The sequence below is a fragment of the Saccharicrinis sp. 156 genome, from assembly GCF_050589685.1.
Classification (GTDB): domain Bacteria; phylum Bacteroidota; class Bacteroidia; order Bacteroidales; family Marinilabiliaceae; genus Saccharicrinis.
The window spans coordinates 1-23,846 of sequence record NZ_JBNGOS010000064.1; the positions used below are offsets into that span (position 1 = coordinate 1).

A 23,846-nucleotide genomic window follows, 5' to 3' on the forward strand; every position below is an offset into this window, starting at 1 on the left:
TTGAAGTGAAGCAGCGGAGTGTCTTGTTTTGAAACAATTTCAATGTGTAATAGATTTTCTAATGCATATTGCGGGTTGAACATCAAATATTACAGAAAGTAACCAATATTGTGCTTGCGGATTTAAGGACTTGAATGTTATTTATTCTAGCTAGATATTTTTTTTAACTTTGAGCGATTTTAATGGTTGGCAATAATGAATTCGGAAAGTTATCCATCGCAAATATTAGAGAATGCTGTCAAGGAGTTTGCTCAGCTCCCGGGGATTGGCAGAAAAACAGCACTCAGGTTGGTCTTGTTTTTGTTGAAACAGGACAAAAACGATGTATTGCGTTTTGCCGATTCCTTGCGGAGGTTAAGGGAAGAGATTGTCTATTGCAAATCGTGCTATAACATCTCCGACGCAGAAATTTGCCAAATTTGCGCAAGTCCCAAACGAGACCACTCCACAGTTTGCGTTGTCGAAAACGTTAAAGATGTGATGGCCATTGAAAACACACAGCAATATTTTGGTATTTACCACGTTTTGGGTGGAGTAATATCACCCATGGATGGTATTGGCCCCGACGACATTACCGTTAATCCTCTGCTGGAAAAGGTGAAAGCCGGTGAAATTAAAGAACTGATATTTGCTTTGCCTACAACCATGGAAGGTGACACAACCAATTTTTATCTTTACCGAAAATTCAACAATACCAACATTAAAATTACAACGTTGGCTCGCGGGGTTTCAATTGGGGATGAATTGGAATATACTGATGAGGTCACCCTAGGGCGTTCCCTGGTAAACCGTTTACCCTTTGAAAAGACATTATAAATGGATACGAACATTAAAAAAAAATTCAAAGAATTAAATATTATATACATGCTCATTCTTGGCACCATGTCCATTGCAGCAGTTTTAACCGTTTACTTAGTATCCAAGGCAGGTGCCATCAAAGTCTTTGAGCTGGACGCTTTAGACATGATAAAGTCGGTTGTAATCATGGCTTTATTAGTGGGAATACCGGTAAGCCACATATTCTATCACAAAAAGATTAAGCATATTGACACATCTTTAAGTCTTTCTCAAAAAATATCTATGTTTAGAGTAGCGTTTATTGTGCGTATCGTCATGCTCGAAGGCATTGGCCTGTTGTCGATAATTGGATATTTGGTAACAGCCGACAAATCCTTTTTATATATGTTTGGCGTGGTGTTCATTCTTTTTATCATTCATGCCCCTACGCGTCAGCGCATCAGTAGCGACCTTGAATTGAGTGAAGAAGACAAGGAAACATTAAAATAATCTCAACATAAACCACATTACAAAATTAGATATGACAATAGCTGTTGATTTTGACGGAACTATCGTAGAACATAAATATCCTGCCATTGGCAAGGAGAAACTGTTTGCGTTTGAAACCCTTAAAGCAATGCAAAAGGCAGGTCATTTATTAATTTTATGGACGTATCGTTCGGGTAAAGAACTTGACGATGCAGTTGAGTATTGCAAAAAAAGAGGCATAGAATTCTTTGCTGTAAACAAAAGCTATCCCGAAGAAGTTTTTAACGAAAAAGAGTTTAGCAGAAAAATAAATGCAGATTTATTTATTGACGACCGAAATATGGGTGGTTTCTATGGGTGGGGTGAAATTTGGCAGGAATTAGGCCTGGGTTCAGAAGAAGAAACAGAAAAAATGAGACGCAAATTGGAGCGTTCGTCCAGGAATAGTTTATGCGCTTTTTTTAAATCCATTTTTTGTAGAGAATAAATTCCCTTGAAACTATCGGTTATCATAGTCAGTTACAATGCAGTCGATTTTTTAAGATTGACCTTGAACGCCGTTTTTGCCGCTTGCCGCAATATTGAAGCCGAAGTTTTTGTGGTTGACAACAATTCAATGGATGGCGCACCGGATATGGTAAAGCGCGAATTTCCCGACTGCAAGCTCATTGCCAACAAAAACAACCCCGGTTTTGCCGCCGCCAACAATCAGGCCATCTTGCAGGCAACGGGTAAATATATTTTAATACTTAACCCCGACACAATCGTTGGCGAAGACACCTTTGCCAGCGCCATCTCTTTTATGGAGAGCAAACCGGAAGCCGGAGGCTTGGGAATTCGCATGCTGGACGGCTCGGGCTGTTTTTTGCCAGAGTCGAAACGCGGCATTCCTTCGCCATGGACTTCATTTACCAAAATGGCCGGGTTATCAACTTTGTTTCCCCAATCGAAATATTTCGCCGAATACCACAAAGGTTACCTGAACGAGAAAGAAAATTATCCGATAGAAATCCTTGCAGGTGCCTTTATGCTTTTCAACAAGGATGTTTTAAACAGCATTGGAGGCTTCGACGAGGATTTTTTTATGTACGGTGAAGATATAGACTTATCGTACCGCGCCATTAAAGGAGGTTATACAAACTACTATTTTTCAGATGCTTCTATTATACATTTCAAAGGGGAAAGCACCATCAAGGACAGAATTTACGTAAGCAGGTTTTATAAAGCGATGATACAATTTGCTAACAAACATTTCAGCAAATCGTATGGAACTATTTTAAAAATATTTATTTATGCAGGCGTATACCTTGCCAAACTAGTTTCCTCAATGAAACAAGGCTTATCCAAGGCAGTACCAGCAGCAAGCTCTCCAACCCATAAGATACTGCTTTTAAAAGATCATATGCCCTCGCAAGATTTGATACATAAACTCCATAAAAACTTCGAGGTTATTTTTATTGAAGACTTAACGAACCAACAGGAAGGCACCCTGGTATTTGTGCAAGGATCTATGACCTATAAGGAAATGATAGAAACAATGGATTTTTACAAAGAACGGTTCCATTATCGTTTTCTCGACACCAAACAACAGGTGATGATTGGAAGTGACAATCGATTTATCAAAGGGCGTACGCTCACCCTTTGACAAAAAGCATTGTATTATAAAAACAAATCTCTATTTTTATGCTGTTTTGGGTGTATAGTCCAATGGATCATACTGAGGAGACAGAATCGATCAACTTTATTTTTTAACCTGTGTGTTTCTGAGCCGTTCGTCTAGAAACATGCATAAAAATTGAAATGCCTTTATGAGGAATTTATACTTTTCACTTCTAATTCTATTTTCCTTTGCTTCCATCAGTGCTCAATTAAAAGAATATAAAAAGGAAATTATAAAAGCCGACGACCTGTTAAGATTCGACAATTATAACAAGGCGGCTCTAATTTACGACGATCTTATTCAGCAATATCCCGACGATGCCTTTATACAATTTAAAGCTGGTGAATGCTATCTGCTTTCTGAAGGAAGAGTTGACAAATGCATCGAACTTCTTGAAAAAGTCATACCCAAATATCCTGTTGAGGACAGAAATAACATACAGGCCATTGAAGCAAGGTTTTATCTGGGGCAAGCCTATCATCTTAACTACAGGTTCGAGGATGCTTTAGAAACTTTTAAAAAACTAAAAGAGCAAATACCCCCAAAAAGGTTTGAAGCCGTAGCAAGAATTGAACGCGAAATCCAATATAGTAAAAATGCGATTGAACTCAAAAGCCATCCGGTTGAATTTAAAATCACAAACTTAGGCCCCGTAATCAATACAGAATACGACGAACACAGCCCTGTTGTTAATTTACATGAAGACATGTTGCTATTTACTTCGAACCGGGAAACTGAAATACCCAAAAAAACTGGGGGTGGTCTTTTCGTGGAAAATGTGTTTTATTCGCTTTATCGCGATAAAAAATGGATAACAACCAGGGCTATCGACATAAACACTGGAGGCAACAATGCTACCATAGGTATATCTCCTGACGGAACAAAATTGTTGATATACCAAAACGACGGGATTATCGGCAATATTTACATTAGTAAGATGAAGAACGATAAATGGGGCGAACTGGAAAAGTTGCCCTCCCCTATTAATACCATGGCCAACGAAACGCATGCTTCGTTTTCAATGGATGGGAAAACCTTGTTTTTTACCAGCGACAGAATTGGAGGTTTCGGGGGAAAGGACATTTACGCTGTTACCCAACTTCCTAATGGGGAATGGGGGAAAGTCCGCAATTTGGGTCCCGAAGTAAATACCGAGTTCGATGAAGCCAGCCCATACATCCACCCCAATGGTAAATCTTTGTACTTCAGCTCCGAAGGCCATCGGTCGATGGGCGGCTTTGACATTTTCAAGGCCAACCTTGGGGAAAAAGACCAATGGGGTTCTGTTCGGAACATTGGATATCCAATCAACACCCCCTTCGACGATTTGTTTTATGCACCTACACTTGATGAACAGAGAGTGTATTACGCATCTAAAAGAGATGACGGCTTTGGTGGCTCCGATATTTATTTGATAGAATTCCCCTTCAATCACCCCAATGCATTAACCGTTGTTGGTGGTTTTGTTTTTACCCCGGATGGAGATGCTGCAAGTGATGCAAAAATTACTGTCACCGAAAAGAAGACAGGCAAAAAAGAAGGTGTTTACCGCCCCAGTATGAATAGTGGAAAATACATCTTTATTATCCCTGCCGGTAAAAATTATTCCATGGAAGTAGAAATGGACAATCACAAAACAGTGATCAAAGATTTTAAAGTACCCGCGGGGAAATCCTTTGCCCGGAAAAAAAACACTTTTTATCTTGATCCCCTGGTTTTGAAAGTAGATAAATAAAATTTTATGTACCTTACAAGCCAATTTCTGGCAATAAATGACCCGGAATGATTCGTAAAAGCAAATATTTTATTCGTATTGTTCCAAAGCACTTTGACCGTTATTAAGCTATTTTGTACCTTCGTTTGAAAATTTGAAAACTCATAACAATGTTTCTTAAAACTAACCTCTTAGCAGTTTGTGTTTTATTACTGGTTTCAGTAATGCCCCTTTCGGCGCAAACCAAAAATTCAAGTGCCTCAAAGTTGTTCAACCGTGCCGTTGAATATTCTCAAAAAGGTGATTACGAGCAAGCCATCCCTTTGTTTAGCAAGGTGGTTGAAAAAGAACCCGAGAATGTAAATGTTTTATACAATCTGGGCCATTGTTATTTGAACATGAACGATGGACTGGACTCTGCTTCCGTTTACTTTGAAAGGACCATTGAATTGCTTGACGAAAAAGATTACAACACAGACATAGGAATAGACTTACACTTATCGTTGGCCAAAACAAAACAGATGTTATATAAATACGATGACGCTATTTCTATTTATAACAAAATGTCCGGCTTTATAGATGAAGATCTTATTTTATTAAAGGAAGAGATTGACCGGGAAAAAGAGATTTGTCATAACGGCATCCGCCTTATGAAAAACCCGGTGAAGCTGGAGGTTCATAACTTAGGGAACAACGTTAACTCCCAATACGATGATCATAGCCCACTGGTTAGTGCCGATGAGTCAATCTTATTATTCACCTCCAGGCGCAGGTCCTCTTATTCCCAAATTTTGGAAGACGGACAGTTCTCCGAAAAAATTTATGCTTCGGTCAGGGAAGAAAACAACTGGGATAAAGCCGAAGCCGTGAAGGAGGTATTGGAGCGGGATGCGCACGAATCTGGCGTATGCCTTTCTGCTGATGGCAACGAGTTATATATTCTACGCAGCGATTTTAAAGGACAAAACCTTTACGTAAGCGAATATGACGGGGAAACATGGAGCGAACCGTACTTATTGCCCGAAGGTATTAACAGCCGTTACAACGAAACGCATGCTTCTATCAATTCGGATAAGTCGATGCTTTTTTTTACCAGTGATAGAAAAGGAGGCCTTGGGGGATTGGACATTTATATGGTCAGAAAATTACCCAACGGAAATTGGGGCAAACCGATGAATTTAGGCCAAGATATCAATACGGAATACGACGAGGAAACACCCATGATCCACCCTGACGGCAAAACACTATTCTTCAGTTCTGAGGGTCGTAACACCATGGGCAAGTTCGATATTTTTTATAGCCGCATGAACGCGGACAGTAGCTGGAACGAACCTGTTAATATGGGATATCCAATCAACACTCCGGATGACGATTTCTTCTTTGTTCCAACGGCTGCCGAAAACCGAGCTTATCTGGCATCCTCTCGTTTCGCAGAAAACTACGGAGGCTCCGATTTATATATGATTGAATATGAAGAACCTGAAATGGATCGCCTGGCTGTTGTTAAAGGTCAGCTAAACGCAGGCAGAGATTATCCCTGGGACAACATTGTTATCTCCGTAAAAGAAAAAGGTAACGATCTGCTGGTTGGCGAATATAGGCCCAATCCTTCCTCCGGTAAATATTTGATGATATTGGAAGCCGAAAAAACGTATGACATTGCCATTCAAGGAGAGAGTATTGAAGATACGGAATCAGAACTTACCGTAACCCGTGATATGACCTACCTGAACAAACAGCAATCGGTAAAAATAGGCGATATGATGGTAACCGGATTAATTCCCGAGGAAGAATTAAGGCCTAAGGAAACCTTGATAGCTGCTTCCGGCCAAAACGCCACCGAAACTGCAAATACCAAGGTTACGGGCACAGGTTCCGAAGTTACCAGCTCCAAAGGGTCTGATTTAACCGGAAAATACACGGTTCAATTTATCACTTTGAAAAAACCACTGAAAAACTACGATACGTTCAGGCTTCTGGATGCCAACAAAATAAGCGTATATAAGTGTAAAGATGGCAATTACAGATATGTATATGGTAACTTCGATTACTTTAAGGATGCCAAAAAAGTCAAAGAAGAGGTAATCAAAGCCACCGGCTTCGATGATCCATTTGTACGTTATTTATGGCAACTCAACCAAATGAAAGCGGAGGAATAAATGGGAAAGGCTGTTGCGTTGCGGGCGTTGGAACCCGAAGATGTTGACATCTTATACAAGTGGGAAAACGACATGGCTTTGTGGGTGTATTCGGAAACCCTAAAGCCATTCTCAAAACAACAGCTTAATCAATATATCCAAGGCATTAACCTGGATATTTATCAGTCCAAGGAACTTAAACTGATTGTTGAAACTGAAGAAGAAAATTCAAGGCCAATCGGCATTATAGATCTATTCGATTTCGATCCATATCATAACCGTGCCGGTGTGGGAATTATGGTTCACAAAAAATACGAGGGCCAGGGCTATGCCTCGGCCGCCCTCGAATTATTTATTGATTACTGCTTTAACACACTGGGCATTCAACAACTGTACTGCTCTATTACGACCAATAACGAAAAAAGCATCCGCCTGTTTCAAGGAAAAGGATTTGTACTTACCGGAGTTAGAAAGAAATGGAGAAAAGTTGGGCGCGAATATATCGACGAAGGATTTTATCAGCTGATTAATGAGTAGTAATACATTCGCAGATATCAGCTTTACAAGACTGTCCTTACAATACATTTTGTTGAAAATACGTTCTTTAGCTTTTTAGTGTTGTGCTCAATTTTCGCCGCCCCAACTTTGCGAGTCCTAATACTTGCTTCCAGACTGCTCACTATTGACTGTTGCCTGTCTATCCCAAAAAACACCATATTTCAACTTGAGATGTTTTTAGAGGATCCTCAAAAATATTTCAAAATCTTATCTATTGATATTTTCGGGACGTTAGATTGATTACTTTTGACTGATTACCGAATAACCCGGTATCTCCTCCAAAAAATTATATCCGGTTCCATTTTTGTCCAGCAAGGCACAATAATGATGTAAACCATTGGTTACACAAACGAATCTTGTCTTTAGCATTATATTGTAACGCATGACCTGTGCAAACACATCCCGGGTTATCTTAACCGATGGAGCCTTACATTCCACAATAAGCATTGGCTTTCGTTGCCTATTGTAAACCACTATATCCGCGCGTTGCGACAGACCATTAATATTGACTAAACTTTCAACCGCCAAAAGGGATGCCGGAAACCCCTTGTCCTCGGTCAGAAACATCATGAAATTTTGCCTGACCCATTCTTCCGGGGTAAGCACGACTTTCTTTTTGCGAATTGGATCAAATATCTTCTTTTTACCGTTTTCTTCCGAAACCGAAAAAGTATATGTAGGTAAATTGAGTGCTTGCATTCAAGAGTATTTATGGCAAATATAACAGCAATATATTGAAATCTGACAACTGAAAGCCATCTACTGTAATTCAAGTATAGGCTAAACCGACCATTTGGTGTACTTTTATTATTCCGTATTTTTATTCTAGCTTTATACAAATAATTGATTCCCTTATTAGTTTCTTTACATAAATAATCTAAATGAAGACAAAAAAAGACATTGTGGACAATTGGCTTCCACGCTACACCGGACGTAAGCTTGAAGATTTTACGCCCTATATTTTACTCACCAATTTTCAGCATTATATTGACTTGTTTGCAGAATGGTATCAAGCACCCATAATCGGCGAGGACAGCAACATGCCCAACGCCAGTGCCGAGGGAGTAACAATTATTAACTTTGGGATGGGCAGCCCCAATGCAGCTACTGTAATGGATCTGCTAAGCGCTATCATGCCCAAAGCTGTTTTGTTTTTAGGAAAATGTGGCGGATTAAAAAAGAAAAACCTACTGGGTGATTTAATCATTCCTATTGCAGCTATCAGAAACGAAGGTACTTCCGACGATTATTTACCGGCGGAAATACCTGCGCTACCCGCGTTTAGCTTACAGAAGGCGGTTTCAACCATTATTAGCGAAAATGCAAGGGATTATTGGACAGGAACCGTGTTTACCACGAACAAAAGGGTTTGGGAATATGACGAACGATTTAAACGGTACCTGGAAAAAACAAGAGCTATGGCTATAGATATGGAGACTGCCACCATATTCACGGTTGGATTTGCCAACAAAATACCCGTAGGAGCGTTATTACTTGTTTCTGACCAGCCTATGATCTCATCCGGAATAAAAACAGATGTCAGTGACAAAAAAGTAACGGCGGAATATGTGGAACAGCATTTACAGATTGGAATTGATTCGTTAAAGGAAATCAGTTCAGGAGGAAAATCGGTGAAGCATTTATTGTTCGATAATTAATAGTATTTTTGCCGGAAAGCAATGCACCCATGAACGAATTTCAGCAAATAATGGCGGATCTGAAAAATCGCCGGTTCAAGCCTATTTACTTTATGATGGGCGAAGAAGCCTATTATATGGATGTTATCACCAATTACATTGTTGACAATGTGTTAACCGAGGAGGAAAAAGGTTTTAACCAAACCATATTCTATGGTAAGGACACGGATGCAGCAAGTGTTGTAATGGCCGCCCGGCGATATCCAATGATGTCGCAGCACCAGGTGGTAGTGGTAAAGGAGGCTCAATATCTGGATAAGATTGAAGAATTACAGCACTATGTTACCGCCCCATTGAGTTCAACCATTTTGGTGGTAAACTATAAATATAAAACGCTTGACAAAAGAAAAAAACTGGCTACGATACTTAAAAAGAGCAACGCCATATTTGAATTTAAAAAATTGTACGACAACCAGGTTTCGGCTTGGATAACCGGATACTTAAAAGAAGAAGGCCTATCCATTGCCATGAAAGCAAGCGCGCTGTTGGCCGACTCGCTTGGCACCGATCTTTCTAAAATTGTGAAAGAGCTCGATAAACTAAAAGTAGCCATTGGACCCGGCGTTACACAAATAACCCCGGAACATATCGAAAAAAATATAGGCCTAAGCAAAGATTATAACAGCTTCGAACTGCAGAAAGCACTGGTTGGCAAAGATATTCTAAAGGCCAATAAAATTATTAAAATATTTGCCAAAAACCCTAAAGACCACCCTATTCAGGCAACCATATCGGTTTTGTTCAATTATTTTTCTAAGCTGATGGTTTATTATTATTTGCCTGACAAGAGCAAAGCGAATGTAGCCAAGGAACTGTCTATTAATCCCTATTTTGTGCAGGATTATACCTTGGGTGCGAGAAATTACTCGGGCCGAAAAGTCGTTTCCATCATTTCTACTTTGCGGGAGTTTGACATGAAAAGCAAAGGCTTTGGAAATGTGTCGGCCGATATGGGAGACCTATACAAAGAAATGATTTTTAAAATAATGCATTAAACATTTAAGACAATAGATTTTGAGTTTTGGAGTGAAACGACATGCCGCACCTATCAATTTCTTATTGGGCTGAAAGAAACCATAAACATTTTACTGTGCCATCAGCATCTTCACACGCATAAAAACTTTATCTAATAGTTTCTTATCAAAACATCTCTTTATCTGGTAAAAAATATGAACGTACTAATTATATTAATAGGGGCCATTGTAATTGTAAGCGCTACAGCGTTTAGCCAGCCCCATATTTTCGACAAATACAAATTCAACGCCTATCAAATCATACACCGGAAAGAATATATCCGCTTGCTTTCGCATGGTTTTATACATGGGTCCTGGACCCACCTGTTGATTAACATGTTTGTTCTTTATTCCTTTGGAAACGCGGTTATCTATTATTTTAACCAGGTATTTCCGGGCAGGGGTATTGTTATGTTTCTGATATTGTTTTTTGCGGGCTTGGTTTTTTCAAGCCTGTATTCTTTATTCAAAGAGAAAGACAATCCATACTACAGCGCCGTTGGAGCTTCCGGTGCAGTATCGGCCGTTGTTTTTACCAGTATCTTTTTTGCCCCTTACGCCAAACTATATTTATTTTTGGCCATCCCAATACCGGGAATCATTTTTGGGGTAGCTTATTTGGTATATTCCAGGGTGATGGCACAAAGAAATGTAGATAATGTAGGACATGATGCTCATTTTTGGGGAGCTGTTTTTGGTTTTGTTTTCCCAATCATTTACAAACCTGCTCTTTTTATTGATTTTATTCACGAACTAATTCCGTTTTTGTAATGAACAAAGCTGTTTTTATTGATAGGGATGGTGTGGTAAATAGCGACGAAGGGCACTACTATATTTATCGAGCCGAGGACTTTGTTTTTAATCCCGACATTGAGGCCTCGCTACTGCTGCTTAAAGAGGCCGGGTTCAAATTAGTTTTGGTATCCAACCAGGGAGGTGTGGCCAAAGGGGAATATGGCCTGTACGAGGTTGAAAAGCTGCACGAGTTTATGCAGTTTCACTTAAGAGGGCAAGGCGCCGAATTCGATGCTATTTATTATTGCCCCCATCATGACTCCATTGCTCCTTGCGAATGCAGAAAACCAAAGCCCGGGATGATAAGACAAGCCATCCGGGATTTAAATATCGACCCAAGTCAATCTTTTTTAATCGGCGACTCACCAAGGGATATTGAGGCAGGCCACGCAGCCGGATTAAAAGCTTGCTTTAAAGTTAAAAAAAACACTTCCATTTATAGGGAAGCCAATGAAATTGTTGCTCTAGGTAATGAATGATGTTTGTACTATTTAACGGAAAAATATACTCGGAAGGTCAGGTTCCTGTTACCTTCAACAACCGCGCATTTAGATACGGCGATGCCATTTTCGAAACTATACGATGCAATGGCCATTACCCCCTGCATTTTGAGCTGCATTACAAAAGGTTGACCAAAGCAATGCTTAGCCTTAAGATGGATATTTCAAGTTTGCCCAGAAAGAACGAACTGGAAAACCATATGGTTAAGCTGCTTCAAAAGAACAAAAGCTTTGCCGCTTCTAGGGTGCGGTTACAGGCATATCGCGATGGCGAAGGTTTGTACACGCCACAAACTAACAAAGTTAACTTCATCATCGAATCCTCCAAACTTCCTTCGGTCCAATATCAATTAAATACCAAAGGATTATTAGTGGATGTTTATCCGGATTTTAAGAAGCAATACAACCCGGTTTCCTTTTTTAAGAACGGAAATTCCTTACACTACGTTTTGGCCGCATGTTACAAGCAGGAAAAGGAATTGGGCGATTGTCTGCTAATCAACGAAAAAGAAAAAATCATCGAAGCCAACAGTTCAAACCTGTTTTGGATCAAAAATGGAACCATTTATACCCCTTCGGTTTTTTCAGGATGCGTGGATGGGGTGATGCGCAACGTGCTTATTCAATCCGTAAAGAAAAGCGGATTGGCCCCTTTAATTGAAACCCGGGGAGCCACAGAGCAAGAACTTTTAAATGCCGACGAAATATTTATCACCAATGCCATCCAAGGCGTTCAGTGGATTGTGGGCTTCAAAGAAAAAAGATATTTCTGCCAGCTCACAAAAAAAGTACACGTTCTATTAAACCAAGCTGTTTTCGAGTTATAGTAATCCATAAGTATCACAATCCCAAAAATGTCAATGGATTTCACCTAACTTGGTTGAACCTAAACCAATATTAAAAATAGAATTATCATTAGTAAAAAGATACGACATGGAAATCGAGTAGACGGCTGACGGTCAAATGACCAACCGTAGGCCTCTTACCGGAATTTGCCGTGCGCCACCTCTAAAACTTCAGCAGTATGCATTTTGACTTCCCTTACTCGCAACGTTACACCTGACAGCTACGTTTTCGTATTCGTCCAAAGTACCACTTGCTAACGGTTCAGAGCAGCCTGTTCGCAGCTTTAACCCGGATTATGCATTAGAACTTCGTCGTGAACTTTGAAAGTGCAATCTTACTAGGTTTTCATCGTTATGGTGAGTTGAAGTGAAGCAGCGGAGTGTCTTGTTTTGAAACAATTTCAATGTGTAATAGATTTTCTAATGCATATTGCGGGTTTAAAGCACGGGTTAATACTGCATATTAATTCGCAGCTCCACAAAAAAGAATTCTCCGTTCCGGATACTAATGGCTTTACCATACCATGCCGGCAGGGCCGGCAGCATCGACTATCTACTTCATTGCATCAACAAAACGGGCCAAATAGGTTCTTCCAATGGGAATCTGAACATCATTTATATGAATTTCTTTATGCGTATACCTGCTAATGTGTTGTTTCGAAACTATATAAGACTTATGAACCCTAAGGAAAAGATTTTGGGGCAATTGCTTATGTATTGATTTTAAGTTTTGATGCGGCATGTAATATTTGCCCGATGTAAATATCTTTACATAATTATCCATCGATTCAAGGTAAAGGATATCAGCTATCTTTATTTTCACGTTTTTGTATTCTATCTTAACCTGCAAATAGGTATCATCTGAAATGGTATTCTTTGCTGAAGCACTGACATTAAGACTCATATGCTTTTGGGCTTTTAGGACAGCTTTGAAAAAACGATTAAAATCGAAAGGTTTTAAAAGGTAATCAATGGCATCTAAGTTATAACTCTTCACCGCATATTGACTGAAAGCGGTGGTAAAAATTACGAACGGCAGTTCTTGCAGCTGCTCCGCGAGCTGTATACCCGAAATATCGGGCATCTTGATGTCCAAAAAAGCAACATCGGGTTGATGCGTTTGCAAATAAGAAAAGGCTTCGACAGGATTATTAAATGTTTTTAGCAGATTCAGCCAAGGTATTTGCCTGCAGAAATCTTCAATTATTTTTAGCGCGAAAGGTTCGTCATCAACAGCTATACATGTTATGGTTTGGGTTTGTTCCATCTTTAATTTTCTTACTCCCGGCAATGTAAAGGATTTTATAATAATATGGACAACTGAACCGTAAAGGTACTACCTTCCTCTTGAATCTTTAACTCATGTTTATCCGGATAAAGCAATCCGAGTCTTTTCTTGACATTACAAATACCTACGCCTGTGCCGGAATCCTCATCATCCGTATTTATCATCTTATTCTCGGAAAAAAAATTTAATTTCCCCTGCTTATATCCTATTTGAATTTGGATAACAGTATCGCTATTGGCGCTTATTCCGTACTTAAAGGCGTTTTCGATAAAGGGCATTAATAACAATGGCGCAACCTGAACGTTCACATCTTCCACCACAAAGCTGTAGTTAACCTTTGTTTTTTTGGGAATTCTCATCTTTTGCAGCGCTATAAATTTATCGACATATTGCCGTTCATGGTCAATGGGCACAAGCTCTTCTTTGGCTTCCGTAAGTACGTAGCGCATCATATCGGATAAGGTTATCACAGCCTGTGGTGCGTTATCTGCTTTTTGCAGGGTTAAGTAGTAGATAGTATTTAGGCTGTTAAATAAAAAATGCGGGTTTATTTGCGATTTTAGCAAGCTCAATTCGGCTTTCACGTTTTCAGCTTTCAGTTTTCGTCCGACTTCCTTTAGATTGTACATATGTTTGGCTATACTCACAGCCAAAACCAACAAAAATAAAATAATCGTACCCATTCTCACCTTTGCCCGGCTTGATGGTCTTATTGAATAAAGATCTTGGGTAAAATTATTTTCTGGCAAAAGTTTGCACACCAGTATGGGGAAATAGAGGAATACAAAAAACGAGAACAATACAAAAACAATGTAACGCAGTGCTCTTTTGGTAAGGATTAGATGGTTGCTACAGTAAAAAAAAGGCACCAGTAACAGGCATGAAAGATAATAATGAAAGGGTGCATAGTTGCTGATTCGTTCAAATACATCCAATAAAAACACAGGCATTACGATTAACAATACCCAAAAAACAACGTGTAAAGAAATTTTTTTGTATGTCATATCTGATATCTTTTAAACCTTACTTTTTTCTGCAACAACAATGAATTAAAAATTTTGCTTGCACGATTACCTAAACCGCAATATAGTATGAATATACGATTCCTTCGAATGATGGCACGTCTGCACCCAATCAAATCTCTTCTCCCATTCCATCATCTCCGTTCCCCCCTCTTTGGCGTTGTTGCGGTTTAAAGTTATTGATACGTAAACTTAACGTCAATGAAATTAATGGGGCTTTGTTATCATCACGTTGAAAATTATATAAGCCAACATCTTTTGTTGTACTCTCATATTTCACGGTTGAAAATACATCGCGAGCCTGTATGGTTGCAGATAGTTTACGGTCGAAAAAGTCGGCGCGGACGGCACTGTTCATACCATAATATCCACTACTTTCTCCTTGCGAACTGATGGTTGGGCTGTTGTAATAGGCATCGAGTTGCAACTGCCAATTTTTTGCAAATTTAAAAGCATTGTTTAACCTGCTACTCCAGGTGAACGAGCTGTTATCATAGGATACGCCGTTTAACTCACCATCAATCCTAAAGTCAAACAAATCACCTGTGAGGGTTATTTCCCACCATTTGTATAAAGGTGTGGTGAACATTCCTTCCATACCCAGCGAATAAGTTTTTCCCACATTCTCGTACGATGAGAGAAGAACTCCCTCGTCGTAAACCGACCTTACACGTTCAATGTTATTGTGTTTGACACGATAATAGGTTTCGAGCGAAAGCTGTGATTGATTCCAGTTTTTAACATAGCTCAATTCCATCGCATCAATATACTCTGCATCCAGAGATGGATTTCCCTGACGAACGTTATACATATCCGACCAGGTAAGAAACGGCTCCAGGTAATAACTTCGCGGCCGATCGATACGACGAGAATAACTGGTCATGACTTGGTGGTCGTTGGGAAGTTTGTATGAAATGTGAAGTGTGGGGAAATAATCCCAACGGTCAATGGTATATTCCTCATTTACTGTTGAGGGAGTAGTAACCCTATAAGTATATTCACCTCTCAGCCCTAACTGATAACCCAACCTGCCAGTTTCTCCTCGATAGATACCATATACGGCATATATATCATGTTTATAATCAATATCGTTACTGAACAAGGGATCACTAACATAAGCCCCTAAATCTGTGTCGTAAGTAGACAGAGTAGTTTCGTCAACTGAACTACTTCTTCTTATCTGGAAACCACTTTCAAACATATTGCTCAGGCCCAAGGGTTTTGAATAATCCAACCTTATGTCCCATCTGCTTCCAGGGCCAACCTCAGTAGTTCGGGTAGCACTGTTGATCATTTTGTTGGCATCCAGCAACATGTTATCCGAAAATTCGTCGCCGTCGCGATAGCGGTAATTGGCCTGAAACAGCAATTCATGTTTTTCTTCCTTAAATTTATGCTGATAGTTTGCGGTAGCATTGACATAATCTGAGCTTCTTCCTGATTCATTGATACTGTATTCCTGTGTGAGGATATTGCTATTGCTTTGACTGGTAAAATAATCAAGCTGCGACTCGCTCTCTCTGGAATAATAGCCCCCGGATGCCTCAAAAGAAACATTATCATTGTCTGAAATATCCCAGGTAAGGCCGCCTCTCAGCCCCTTTTGAAATCTGCTTCTTTCGCTTTCGCCTGCGGAGCTGTTGGTGGTTGTAATACCGTCAACGGTTGTCCTGCGTTCGCTAAAACTTTCTCTTGGCGACTTACGATCCTCGTACTCTGCACCCACAAAAACGTTGAAGTTATTTTTTCGATAGTTCAGCAAGAAATCCCCCCCATAACTTCCAAAGCTGCCTGCTTTTAGATTCACCAAACCTTGTACGCCAGGCGCCCTGTTTTTCCTGGTGATGATATTTACGATGCCACCGGTACCATCCGGTTCATACTTAACGGATGGGTTGGTAATAATCTCGATGTTTTGAATGGTTGAAGCCGGTGTTTGTCGCAATACGTCACTGGGATCAAGCACCGTTGGTTTACCATCCACCAATACCGTAAATCCCGTGCTGCCCCTTAACGAAACATTGCCTTCTATGTCCACACGAATGGAAGGCATATTCTCCAATACCTCCACCGCCGACATGGATGCCGATGTAAGTTGATCACCCACGCTGATCACCTTTTTATCAATCTGGTAATCGATACGTGGTTTATTCGATGTAACAATCACTTCGTCCAGGGCCTTGCTATCCACCTTTAGCAGGATCTCGCCTATATCCATCTTGGAAGAACGTTCTTTAATGACAATATCCCGAATAACCTCTTCGTTATAGCCTATAAATTTTATGGAGAGGTAATAGCTCCCCTGGTCCAACTTACCAATCTGAAAACGGCCATTTGCATCGCTTACGGTACCAGTGATCAATTCATTTTGCATCGAAGAGTATAAGGCTATCGTAGCATATTCGATAGGCTTATGGGAATTATCATCATATATGGTACCGGTAACTGTTCCCTTGGCGCTAACGGCAGGTTCTACAGGAAACATATTTGCTGAGTTGGCATTGCTTAAACAAGTGCCAATCATGGTAACAATTACTAATATTCGTTTCATTTGAAGGCAGTATTTTAATTGTATCAATATGCTTATACGGCATAAGCATAATTATTGAAATGATATTCTGGTTCAAAGTTGTGACAATTATGTCGTTTTTTTGATGATATACGGTGAACAACACAAATATGGTGGGGAACGAATCAATATGCTGTTGCGTCAAGGCAACGCTTTTTTATATACCAGTAAAAAAAGCAATATCACACACAAAAACCACCAAGAATTTCTCCGGCTTTTGGGTGTGCCCTTTGCAAATTAATTACATAAAGAGCATCATCTTCTTAGGCCTTATGCTTTAAAGCAAGGCGTAAATGGTTAACTTGGAGTTGAAACTCAAACATTACAAAATTAAACTTACAATGCTTGACGATTTAAAGGATGATAATATAGCTTGAGAGTTCGCGGATGAAATCCGGATAAAGAATAAGTACGGCAAGATGATTTTGGTTTTCTTTCGTGATTAACAGGAGTATAACCGTTATTAATTAAATGTAGGGTCTTCGGGGAACCTCGACCAGGTTTTATAAACGTCACCCAGACTTTCCATGCTTTTTTTCCAGATATCCCCAATATCGTCACTCATGATCATATCTTCGTCAATCTCGGTAACAATCCATGAGTTTTCCTCAATCTCGCCCTCTAATTGCTTGGGCGACCATCCGGAATAACCTGCAAAAAACTTCACCTGCCGATAGGTTGCCGTATCACTGTTGATGAGACTTTTAATCTTTTCAAAATCCCCACCCCAATAAATATTATCGGTTATTTTCACAGAACCGGGCACCACATCGCCCAGTGTATGTATAAAATGAAGCGTGTCACTGGAAACAGGCCCTCCGATATACAACTCCCCTTTAAATGAAAACAAGTCCTCAATAACCTCGTCCGGGTATAGATTACTCGTTTTATTGAGAACGAACCCAACGGCACCCTGCTCGCCATATTCGGTAAGCAAAATGATGGACCTGCCAAAATAAGGCCCTTTCAAAAAAGGATCTGCAATTAGTATTCTCCCTTTTTTCGGCTTTAACTTTGGTAACCTGGTTTTGAAAATATTAAAATCCAACTGCCTCATATTTATCGTTTATCTATGGTCAAATTAATAATTAATCGGGTTTATAAAAAATTATTTGCTGCTTTTTAATGTATTAATTGTTGAGATCCATATTTTTTAAGACGAAATAAAGATTAACCCTATATTTGTTTGAAATTTAAGTCTGCACAAAAATAGCATAGATGTTACGGATAAAAATAATAATTATTTTAATGCTCACCCCGGTTACCATTGGCCTTCAAGCTCAAAATCACACAATGGAAATAATCTCCCCCGAAATTATTGTCACATCTGTTGATACCGAAATAAAAATAAATTTCCACGAATTTCCCGATTCACTAAAAAAACAAGTTAACGTTACTATAGATGGCAAACTTCAGGTTATCTGCTGGGATAGGAATTATGCTTCAATCCATACCAGATTAAAAGATTCCTCTTCGCTTTCCGTAATTATTGATGGTGAAATTTCGTATAACGAGGTATTAAATCCAATTCCTTTATGGTTTTCTATCTTGCCCCCTTTAATTGCTATTTTAATGGCTTTGCTGACCAAAGAAGTTTTTTCCTCTCTGTTTGTCGGTTTAATGGTAGGAACAACCATCATTTGGAGATACAAAGGCTTCTCAATTTTTATGAGCCTATTTAAAGGACTGTTCAGTGTGGTTGACACCTATGCCCTGTCCGCACTTTTAGATTCCGACCATCTTTCTATCATTATTTTTTCAATGCTTATTGGGGGCATGGTGGCGCTCATAACATTAAACGGTGGTATGAAAGGAATTGTTGCTATTCTGGCACGATATGCACAGAGCCGCCGGTCGGGTCAGTTCATCACCTGGCTAATGGGACTGATGATTTTTTTCGACGATTACGCCAATACGTTGGTGGTGGGAAATACCATGCGACCCATCACCGATAAATTAAAGATATCGAGGGAAAAACTGGCTTACATCGTTGACTCTACCTCTGCACCCATTGCATCCATTGCCTTTATCACTACCTGGATTGGTGCCGAATTAAGCTATATCAGCGAGGGAATTAATCAACTGGGTATTGACAAATCGGCCTACCAAGTATTTCTCAGCTCACTAAGCTATGCCTTTTACCCTATATTTACTTTAGGGTTTGTTTTAATGTTGATCATAAAAAAAAGAGACTTTGGCCCTATGTTAAAAGCCGAACGCAAGGCTGGTTCCAGGGATTCAAACTTAAATATTGATCATCCTTCGCACAAACCACAAATAATGAAAGAAATAGAAGTGGACAGCCATGTACAAGGAAGATGGTACAATGCATTTATTCCTGTCATGATAGTTGTGTTTGGTACTATAAGCGGGTTAATTTATACAGGCTACGACGCAGAGGTATGGCATAATAACAACATCTCTCTTAGCACCAAACTTTCGGTAATTGTTGGCAATGCGGATTCCTTTAAAGCCCTAATATGGTCCTCTTTAGGAGGCGTGCTTACAGCCATGCTGTTAACAACTGCCCAAAGGGTTATGAATTTAAAAGAGGCTATCGAAGGTCTGGTAAATGGGTTTAAAACCATGTTTAATGCCGTTTTAATACTCATATTAGCCTGGAGCATAGCCTCAATTACTGACGATATGCACACTGCTTCGTTTATTACCGAAACCATGCGAAGCATTCAGCTGAGTCCTTACTGGATTCCCGGATTGGCATTTGTCTTTTCTGCCTTAATCGCTTTTAGTACAGGATCTTCCTGGGGAACCATGGCCATCATCTATCCTTTAATATTGCCTGCGTGCTGGAAAATATCGATGGATGCGGGATTGGATATCAACAGCGCTTTGCCCATTTTTTACAATGTGGTGTCAACCGTGTTGGCGGGGTCTGTTTTGGGCGATCACTGCTCCCCAATCTCCGACACCACTATTTTAAGTTCACTGGCCAGTTCGTGTAACCATGTTGCCCATGTAAGAACTCAATTACCCTACGCCTTGTTAGTAGGTGCGGTTTCATTGTTTGTTGGAACTATTCCCGGAGCTTTTGGTATTCCTGTTTGGATATTGATATTGGTAGGCTTTGCCTTGCTTTATGTAGCCATTAACAAATTCGGGAAAAGAGTAAGCTAGTGTCAATATATTTTTTGCTCTGACCGATTCAATAGAGGTGTATAGCCCACATAAAAAAACCTTTTCCGAAGCATAACTGCCTCGGAAAAGGTGGCTAACAAAAAAACCGAATCAAAGTTTATGGTTTAAAATCGGATGATGTGATTATTTCTTGATCACTTTTTTAGTGAAGATGTGTCCGTTTACTTCGGTGACTTTTACAATGTAAATCCCTTTGACCAATGAGCCGACTGGAACCACAACTTCAGGCATACGATTAGCTTCAACCTGCACCACTACCTGACCAACCACATTCATAACTTCTACCTTAGCAATAGCATCTGCCGTTACCGTAATTTGAGCATTGAATGGGTTAGGGAAGACTGAAACATCAGAAATTGCTTCTGTTATGTCTGTAGTGCCATCATCAATACCTGAAATGTAAATATCAGTAACCTCCCAAATATTATAAGAAATTGCATCTGAGGTATAAATAAAAGCGAAATATACAGTTCCTGAAAGATTGCCAATGTCGCTTATTGATGTCTTAAAAGCCCAACTTCCTTCTGAAAGTTCATAGGACGACAGTTCAACCCATGTTGCTCCGGCGGGATCCCCAAGACCATTATAATCTGAAGAATATTTAACAACCAAATTATCAAGGTAAGTATCAACAGCAGTTTCAAATTCAAGAGTTTCATCAGTAGTTCCTTCCAAATCAATGGCTGGTGTTATCAACCAATCCTCATTATCATTACTATTGCCACCTATACGAGCAAATGTTTTTCCGCTAAATTCACCATATTCCCATACCTCTGCACCACTGACAGAAATAGCTTCAAAATATCCTAAATTTCCGTCTCCGAAATCTTCCCAAAATATTTCAGTGTCATGGCCGTTAACTGTAAAGGTAGCGTCAGATTCATCATTTATGGTTGTACTTCCATAAGCAGCTATTCTTATTATGTAACCATTCCAATTCCACGCATTCAACGGAATTGAAAAGTCAAGACTTCCGACAGTTGCATCAACGGGATCAGCTATTAATTCTTCCCAACTTCCTTCACTAGTAAATATGTCAAATACAACCTCGGTAATTCCCGATGAATTCCATGTGATTGTAACATCCTGACCCGCACTAAAGATTTCACCTCCATTAGGATATGTTAGTTCAACAGTACCGCTGACATGAACATTTGCTGCACCTGGTGTTGGTTCAGCAGTAATAAAAGAAGAAGTATTTCTTTGTCCTCCACTTCCGTCAGGGCTTCTTTGAAGTGATTGAGTATCTTTTGCCCCACCACCAGCTTCATCCAATTGAGCTTCTCCTGCATTTAGAAGAACAAGCAATTCCGCATCGTCACTATCGTTAGTATCGTAAACAACCGCATCAACCAGATTTACTGTGGTTACAGGTGTGTCATTCCCAAAATCAGCAGCATTCCCTTGGTACAGTGCTACTGCATCTGCGCCATTTTGCAACCAACCACTTGAACCTGGAGATAATTCAATATTTGTTCCCATTCCTGTTGATCCAATAACAAAATAACCATTTGCGGGAATACTGTAATTATCTAAATCTATAGCCTCATAAGAAGCATTATCACTTCCATTAAATAAAACAAGCACATAACCGTCAAGTGACACTGCAGAACTACCTGCATTGTACAACTCAACAAATTCAGCTGCATCAGTTCCTGTTTGATCAGCATCAATTTCATTAATATAAATTTGCCCAAAAGCACCTGCTGAGATAATTACAGCGGCAATAAAAAGTAAAATTTGTTTCATGTTATTTAAGTTTTAGAGTTTGTTAATTAGAACTAACCAAGTTAGATCTTTTATAATCTGATTGTTTTAGGGGACTATGATCAATCTGTTATCATAACATTAAGCCAATGAAACATTATGACAAATAAAAGATAGACGAAGTAAATGTTAAAGTCAAGTTTTCAACTTAACAAAAACACCAAACCCAAACCCAAACAACATGTTGAATGCTAATATATAATGATTCTAAAAAAGCAAACAAAGCAATTATAGCTCTTTATTTAAACAGGAAATAAACGTGATTTTAGCAATGACGAACCAGATTGCACCAACCCGTCGGTATGTGGAGTAATCATTCGTTGATAAGCTAATGATTATTCAGAAGTTCGTTTAGGAGTTCAATTTTTCTTTCAACAGAAGCCTGATGCTCACCGTTATTTAAGCGTTTGGCCTCTTTAAGGTAGAATCTGGCCGTAACCGGGTTTTCTTGCATATGCAGTTCCGCGGTATACAACGCGGCATAGGGAGCAAAATACCTTGTGTCGGAATCCCCTAACTTAATCGCTTCGGTATAATGAAATATTGCGGTGGTATTTTGCTTTAACATATGGTAACATCTACCCAGGCGATATTGAAATTCAATCTGTTGATTTTGCGTATGGAAGGTTTTGGGCTCCATTTTAAGCAGACTATCAACAGCGACCTGGTATTTACCCGCATCAAACAATAAACGCGCACACAACAGCTTGTCATTGGGAATTTGATTCAGCATACTTTCGTACCTGGCCTGTTTGTCTTCCCATGTGGGATATTTTCCAAGCTGCTTTATTAAGTTCTGTTGCTGCATGTAGCCGCTGGTATCTCCTTTCAAAAATAATTGCCATGAACGATATCGGCACGCATCGGCCAAAAACTGGCCGGAAGTGTTCTTTACCGAAAACTCCGCCAAATCTTTTATTCCGGTTGAGTCAAGTGTTAATACCTTGTATTTTCCTCTTAAATAAAGCAAGGGTAAAAAACCGGCTGTTACACTATCTTTTAACCAAGTGTTATCCAAAACCGGTTTCCTGATTTTAAAGGCACACCGAGTTACAATAAACCGGGTCAGGGGCAACAAATCCTCAAATGATGCGTCCAGAATTAAGTTTTCAATCCTTTTTTCATCTATATCAAATTTTAAATAGGAAAACGCAAGATATAAAAGTGCTTCTTGTTTACTTCCTAATTGCCGATCGTTGACATATTGATACGTTTTAAGCGCATTAAAACCGATTGCGTGGTCCCCTGTAAAACCAATCCAACCGGCCATTTTTTTGTAGGGTTGCGGCATATTGCACATCAACAAATTAAAAATACCGGTTAGTTTTATATTATCGGTGAGCCTGGGGTGTTCTCTTTTGCTTTTTCGCCATAGCCTGTATGCCTTAAAGAATGAAAAAACAGCTGTTCGTTGATTGTCGGCACTGAATTCCATGATTCCTTTTTGCAGATATATTTCAGACAAAAAGGCTAAAGTTCTTTCGTCAAAACTCGAATCTTTCTCTATGATGCCCGTGATATTTTCCAGACGTTTGTTGTAATCTGTGGGTAACTGCCCCATTACCATCCTGTCCAGAAATATTTTATAATGTTGTAAATAGGCGCGTTCTTTACTATTTTTCAGCGCAACCAGTAAAGAGTCTGTTTTTGTGGTGTCGAGGCTGATAATGCCATATAAGCTGTTTTGAAACGCAGTGTTTGCATCTTGTCCCTCAACGGAGCATGGAATAAGGGATACCGCGAATATTAAATTCAGTACAAATAGTTTTATCCTCGAGCCCAAACACATATACAATTAGTTAAATGACAACCAAAATTACGCAGAACGACAGGCATAATCAAAAAAAAGGCCACTTAA

Annotated in this window: 20 protein-coding genes; 13 read left to right on the forward strand and 7 right to left on the reverse strand. The window is 39.5% G+C overall.

What is annotated here, in order from left to right:
• Positions 1 to 195: 195 nt before the first annotated feature.
• The 7 genes from recR (at position 196) to ACRD64_RS24025 (ending at position 7,315) form a co-directional block, all read left to right on the forward strand.
• Positions 196 to 816 (forward strand): recombination mediator RecR, encoded by a 621-nt coding sequence (recR, locus tag ACRD64_RS23995; RefSeq protein WP_430936939.1) that lies wholly within the window; start codon positions 196 to 198, stop codon positions 814 to 816.
• Entirely contained in the window at positions 817 to 1,287 is a 471-nt protein-coding gene (locus ACRD64_RS24000) for a hypothetical protein (protein ID WP_430936941.1), read from the forward strand.
• A 31-nt stretch (positions 1,288 to 1,318) separates the two neighbouring features.
• Positions 1,319 to 1,753: a BT0820 family HAD-type phosphatase gene (locus ACRD64_RS24005; RefSeq protein ID WP_430936943.1), complete on the forward strand. Its 435-nt coding sequence runs from the start codon at positions 1,319 to 1,321 to the stop codon at positions 1,751 to 1,753.
• Between the two features lie 6 nt (positions 1,754 to 1,759).
• Positions 1,760 to 2,911 carry a glycosyltransferase family 2 protein gene (locus ACRD64_RS24010; protein ID WP_430936945.1) on the forward strand — a complete coding sequence of 384 codons (1,152 nt, stop codon included), beginning with the start codon at positions 1,760 to 1,762 and terminating at the stop codon, positions 2,909 to 2,911.
• A gap of 163 nt (positions 2,912 to 3,074) precedes the next feature.
• A complete protein-coding gene (locus ACRD64_RS24015; RefSeq protein ID WP_430936947.1) occupies positions 3,075 to 4,661 on the forward strand; it encodes a tetratricopeptide repeat protein in 1,587 nt (528 codons plus the stop codon).
• A gap of 149 nt (positions 4,662 to 4,810) precedes the next feature.
• A complete protein-coding gene (locus ACRD64_RS24020) occupies positions 4,811 to 6,799 on the forward strand; it encodes a tetratricopeptide repeat protein (protein WP_430936949.1) in 1,989 nt (662 codons plus the stop codon).
• A complete protein-coding gene (locus ACRD64_RS24025; protein WP_430936951.1) occupies positions 6,800 to 7,315 on the forward strand; it encodes a GNAT family N-acetyltransferase in 516 nt (171 codons plus the stop codon).
• 261 nt (positions 7,316 to 7,576) lie between these two features.
• Here the strand turns inward: ACRD64_RS24025 and ACRD64_RS24030 are convergent, their stop codons facing one another.
• The gene (locus tag ACRD64_RS24030) at positions 7,577 to 8,035 is read right to left on the reverse strand and encodes a type I restriction enzyme HsdR N-terminal domain-containing protein (RefSeq protein ID WP_430936953.1); all 459 of its coding nucleotides are present in this window, start codon (positions 8,033 to 8,035) and stop codon (positions 7,577 to 7,579) included.
• A gap of 182 nt (positions 8,036 to 8,217) precedes the next feature.
• Here ACRD64_RS24030 and ACRD64_RS24035 point away from each other — a divergent pair, with 182 nt between their 5' ends.
• The 5 genes from ACRD64_RS24035 (at position 8,218) to ACRD64_RS24055 (ending at position 12,168) form a co-directional block, all read left to right on the forward strand.
• Entirely contained in the window at positions 8,218 to 8,994 is a 777-nt protein-coding gene (locus ACRD64_RS24035; protein ID WP_430936955.1) for an AMP nucleosidase, read from the forward strand.
• A gap of 29 nt (positions 8,995 to 9,023) precedes the next feature.
• On the forward strand, positions 9,024 to 10,028 hold the full coding sequence (gene holA, locus ACRD64_RS24040; RefSeq protein ID WP_430936957.1) for a DNA polymerase III subunit delta: 1,005 nt from the start codon (positions 9,024 to 9,026) through the stop codon (positions 10,026 to 10,028).
• 174 nt (positions 10,029 to 10,202) lie between these two features.
• The gene (locus tag ACRD64_RS24045; RefSeq protein WP_430936959.1) at positions 10,203 to 10,817 is read left to right on the forward strand and encodes a rhomboid family intramembrane serine protease; all 615 of its coding nucleotides are present in this window, start codon (positions 10,203 to 10,205) and stop codon (positions 10,815 to 10,817) included.
• A complete protein-coding gene (locus ACRD64_RS24050) occupies positions 10,817 to 11,320 on the forward strand; it encodes a D-glycero-alpha-D-manno-heptose-1,7-bisphosphate 7-phosphatase (RefSeq protein WP_430936961.1) in 504 nt (167 codons plus the stop codon). Before ACRD64_RS24045 ends, ACRD64_RS24050 begins: the two co-directional genes overlap by 1 nt.
• Complete coding sequence (locus tag ACRD64_RS24055; protein WP_430936963.1) at positions 11,317 to 12,168, forward strand: aminotransferase class IV; 852 nt, start codon at positions 11,317 to 11,319, stop codon at positions 12,166 to 12,168. The genes ACRD64_RS24050 and ACRD64_RS24055 overlap by 4 nt, the downstream gene beginning before the upstream one ends.
• 571 nt (positions 12,169 to 12,739) lie before the next feature.
• On the opposite strand, the gene ACRD64_RS24060 is transcribed toward ACRD64_RS24055, so the two are convergent.
• From ACRD64_RS24060 to ACRD64_RS24075, 4 genes are all read right to left on the reverse strand, one after another.
• Positions 12,740 to 13,453 (reverse strand): LytR/AlgR family response regulator transcription factor, encoded by a 714-nt coding sequence (locus tag ACRD64_RS24060; RefSeq protein WP_430936965.1) that lies wholly within the window; start codon positions 13,451 to 13,453, stop codon positions 12,740 to 12,742.
• Positions 13,454 to 13,488: 35 nt separating this feature from the next.
• The gene (locus tag ACRD64_RS24065; RefSeq protein WP_430936967.1) at positions 13,489 to 14,478 is read right to left on the reverse strand and encodes a sensor histidine kinase; all 990 of its coding nucleotides are present in this window, start codon (positions 14,476 to 14,478) and stop codon (positions 13,489 to 13,491) included.
• A 130-nt stretch (positions 14,479 to 14,608) separates the two neighbouring features.
• Positions 14,609 to 17,047 carry a TonB-dependent receptor domain-containing protein gene (locus tag ACRD64_RS24070; RefSeq protein ID WP_430936969.1) on the reverse strand — a complete coding sequence of 813 codons (2,439 nt, stop codon included), beginning with the start codon at positions 17,045 to 17,047 and terminating at the stop codon, positions 14,609 to 14,611.
• A gap of 481 nt (positions 17,048 to 17,528) precedes the next feature.
• A complete protein-coding gene (locus ACRD64_RS24075) occupies positions 17,529 to 18,122 on the reverse strand; it encodes a YqgE/AlgH family protein (RefSeq protein WP_430936971.1) in 594 nt (197 codons plus the stop codon).
• A gap of 161 nt (positions 18,123 to 18,283) precedes the next feature.
• Between ACRD64_RS24075 and ACRD64_RS24080 the strand changes: the two genes are divergently transcribed.
• Positions 18,284 to 20,200: a Na+/H+ antiporter NhaC family protein gene (locus ACRD64_RS24080; RefSeq protein WP_430936973.1), complete on the forward strand. Its 1,917-nt coding sequence runs from the start codon at positions 18,284 to 18,286 to the stop codon at positions 20,198 to 20,200.
• 144 nt (positions 20,201 to 20,344) lie between these two features.
• Here ACRD64_RS24080 and ACRD64_RS24085 read toward each other — a convergent pair whose 3' ends face one another.
• On the reverse strand, positions 20,345 to 21,970 hold the full coding sequence (locus ACRD64_RS24085; protein ID WP_430936975.1) for a lamin tail domain-containing protein: 1,626 nt from the start codon (positions 21,968 to 21,970) through the stop codon (positions 20,345 to 20,347).
• A gap of 346 nt (positions 21,971 to 22,316) precedes the next feature.
• Positions 22,317 to 23,771 carry a hypothetical protein gene (locus ACRD64_RS24090; RefSeq protein WP_430936977.1) on the reverse strand — a complete coding sequence of 485 codons (1,455 nt, stop codon included), beginning with the start codon at positions 23,769 to 23,771 and terminating at the stop codon, positions 22,317 to 22,319.
• Positions 23,772 to 23,846: the final 75 nt, after the last annotated feature.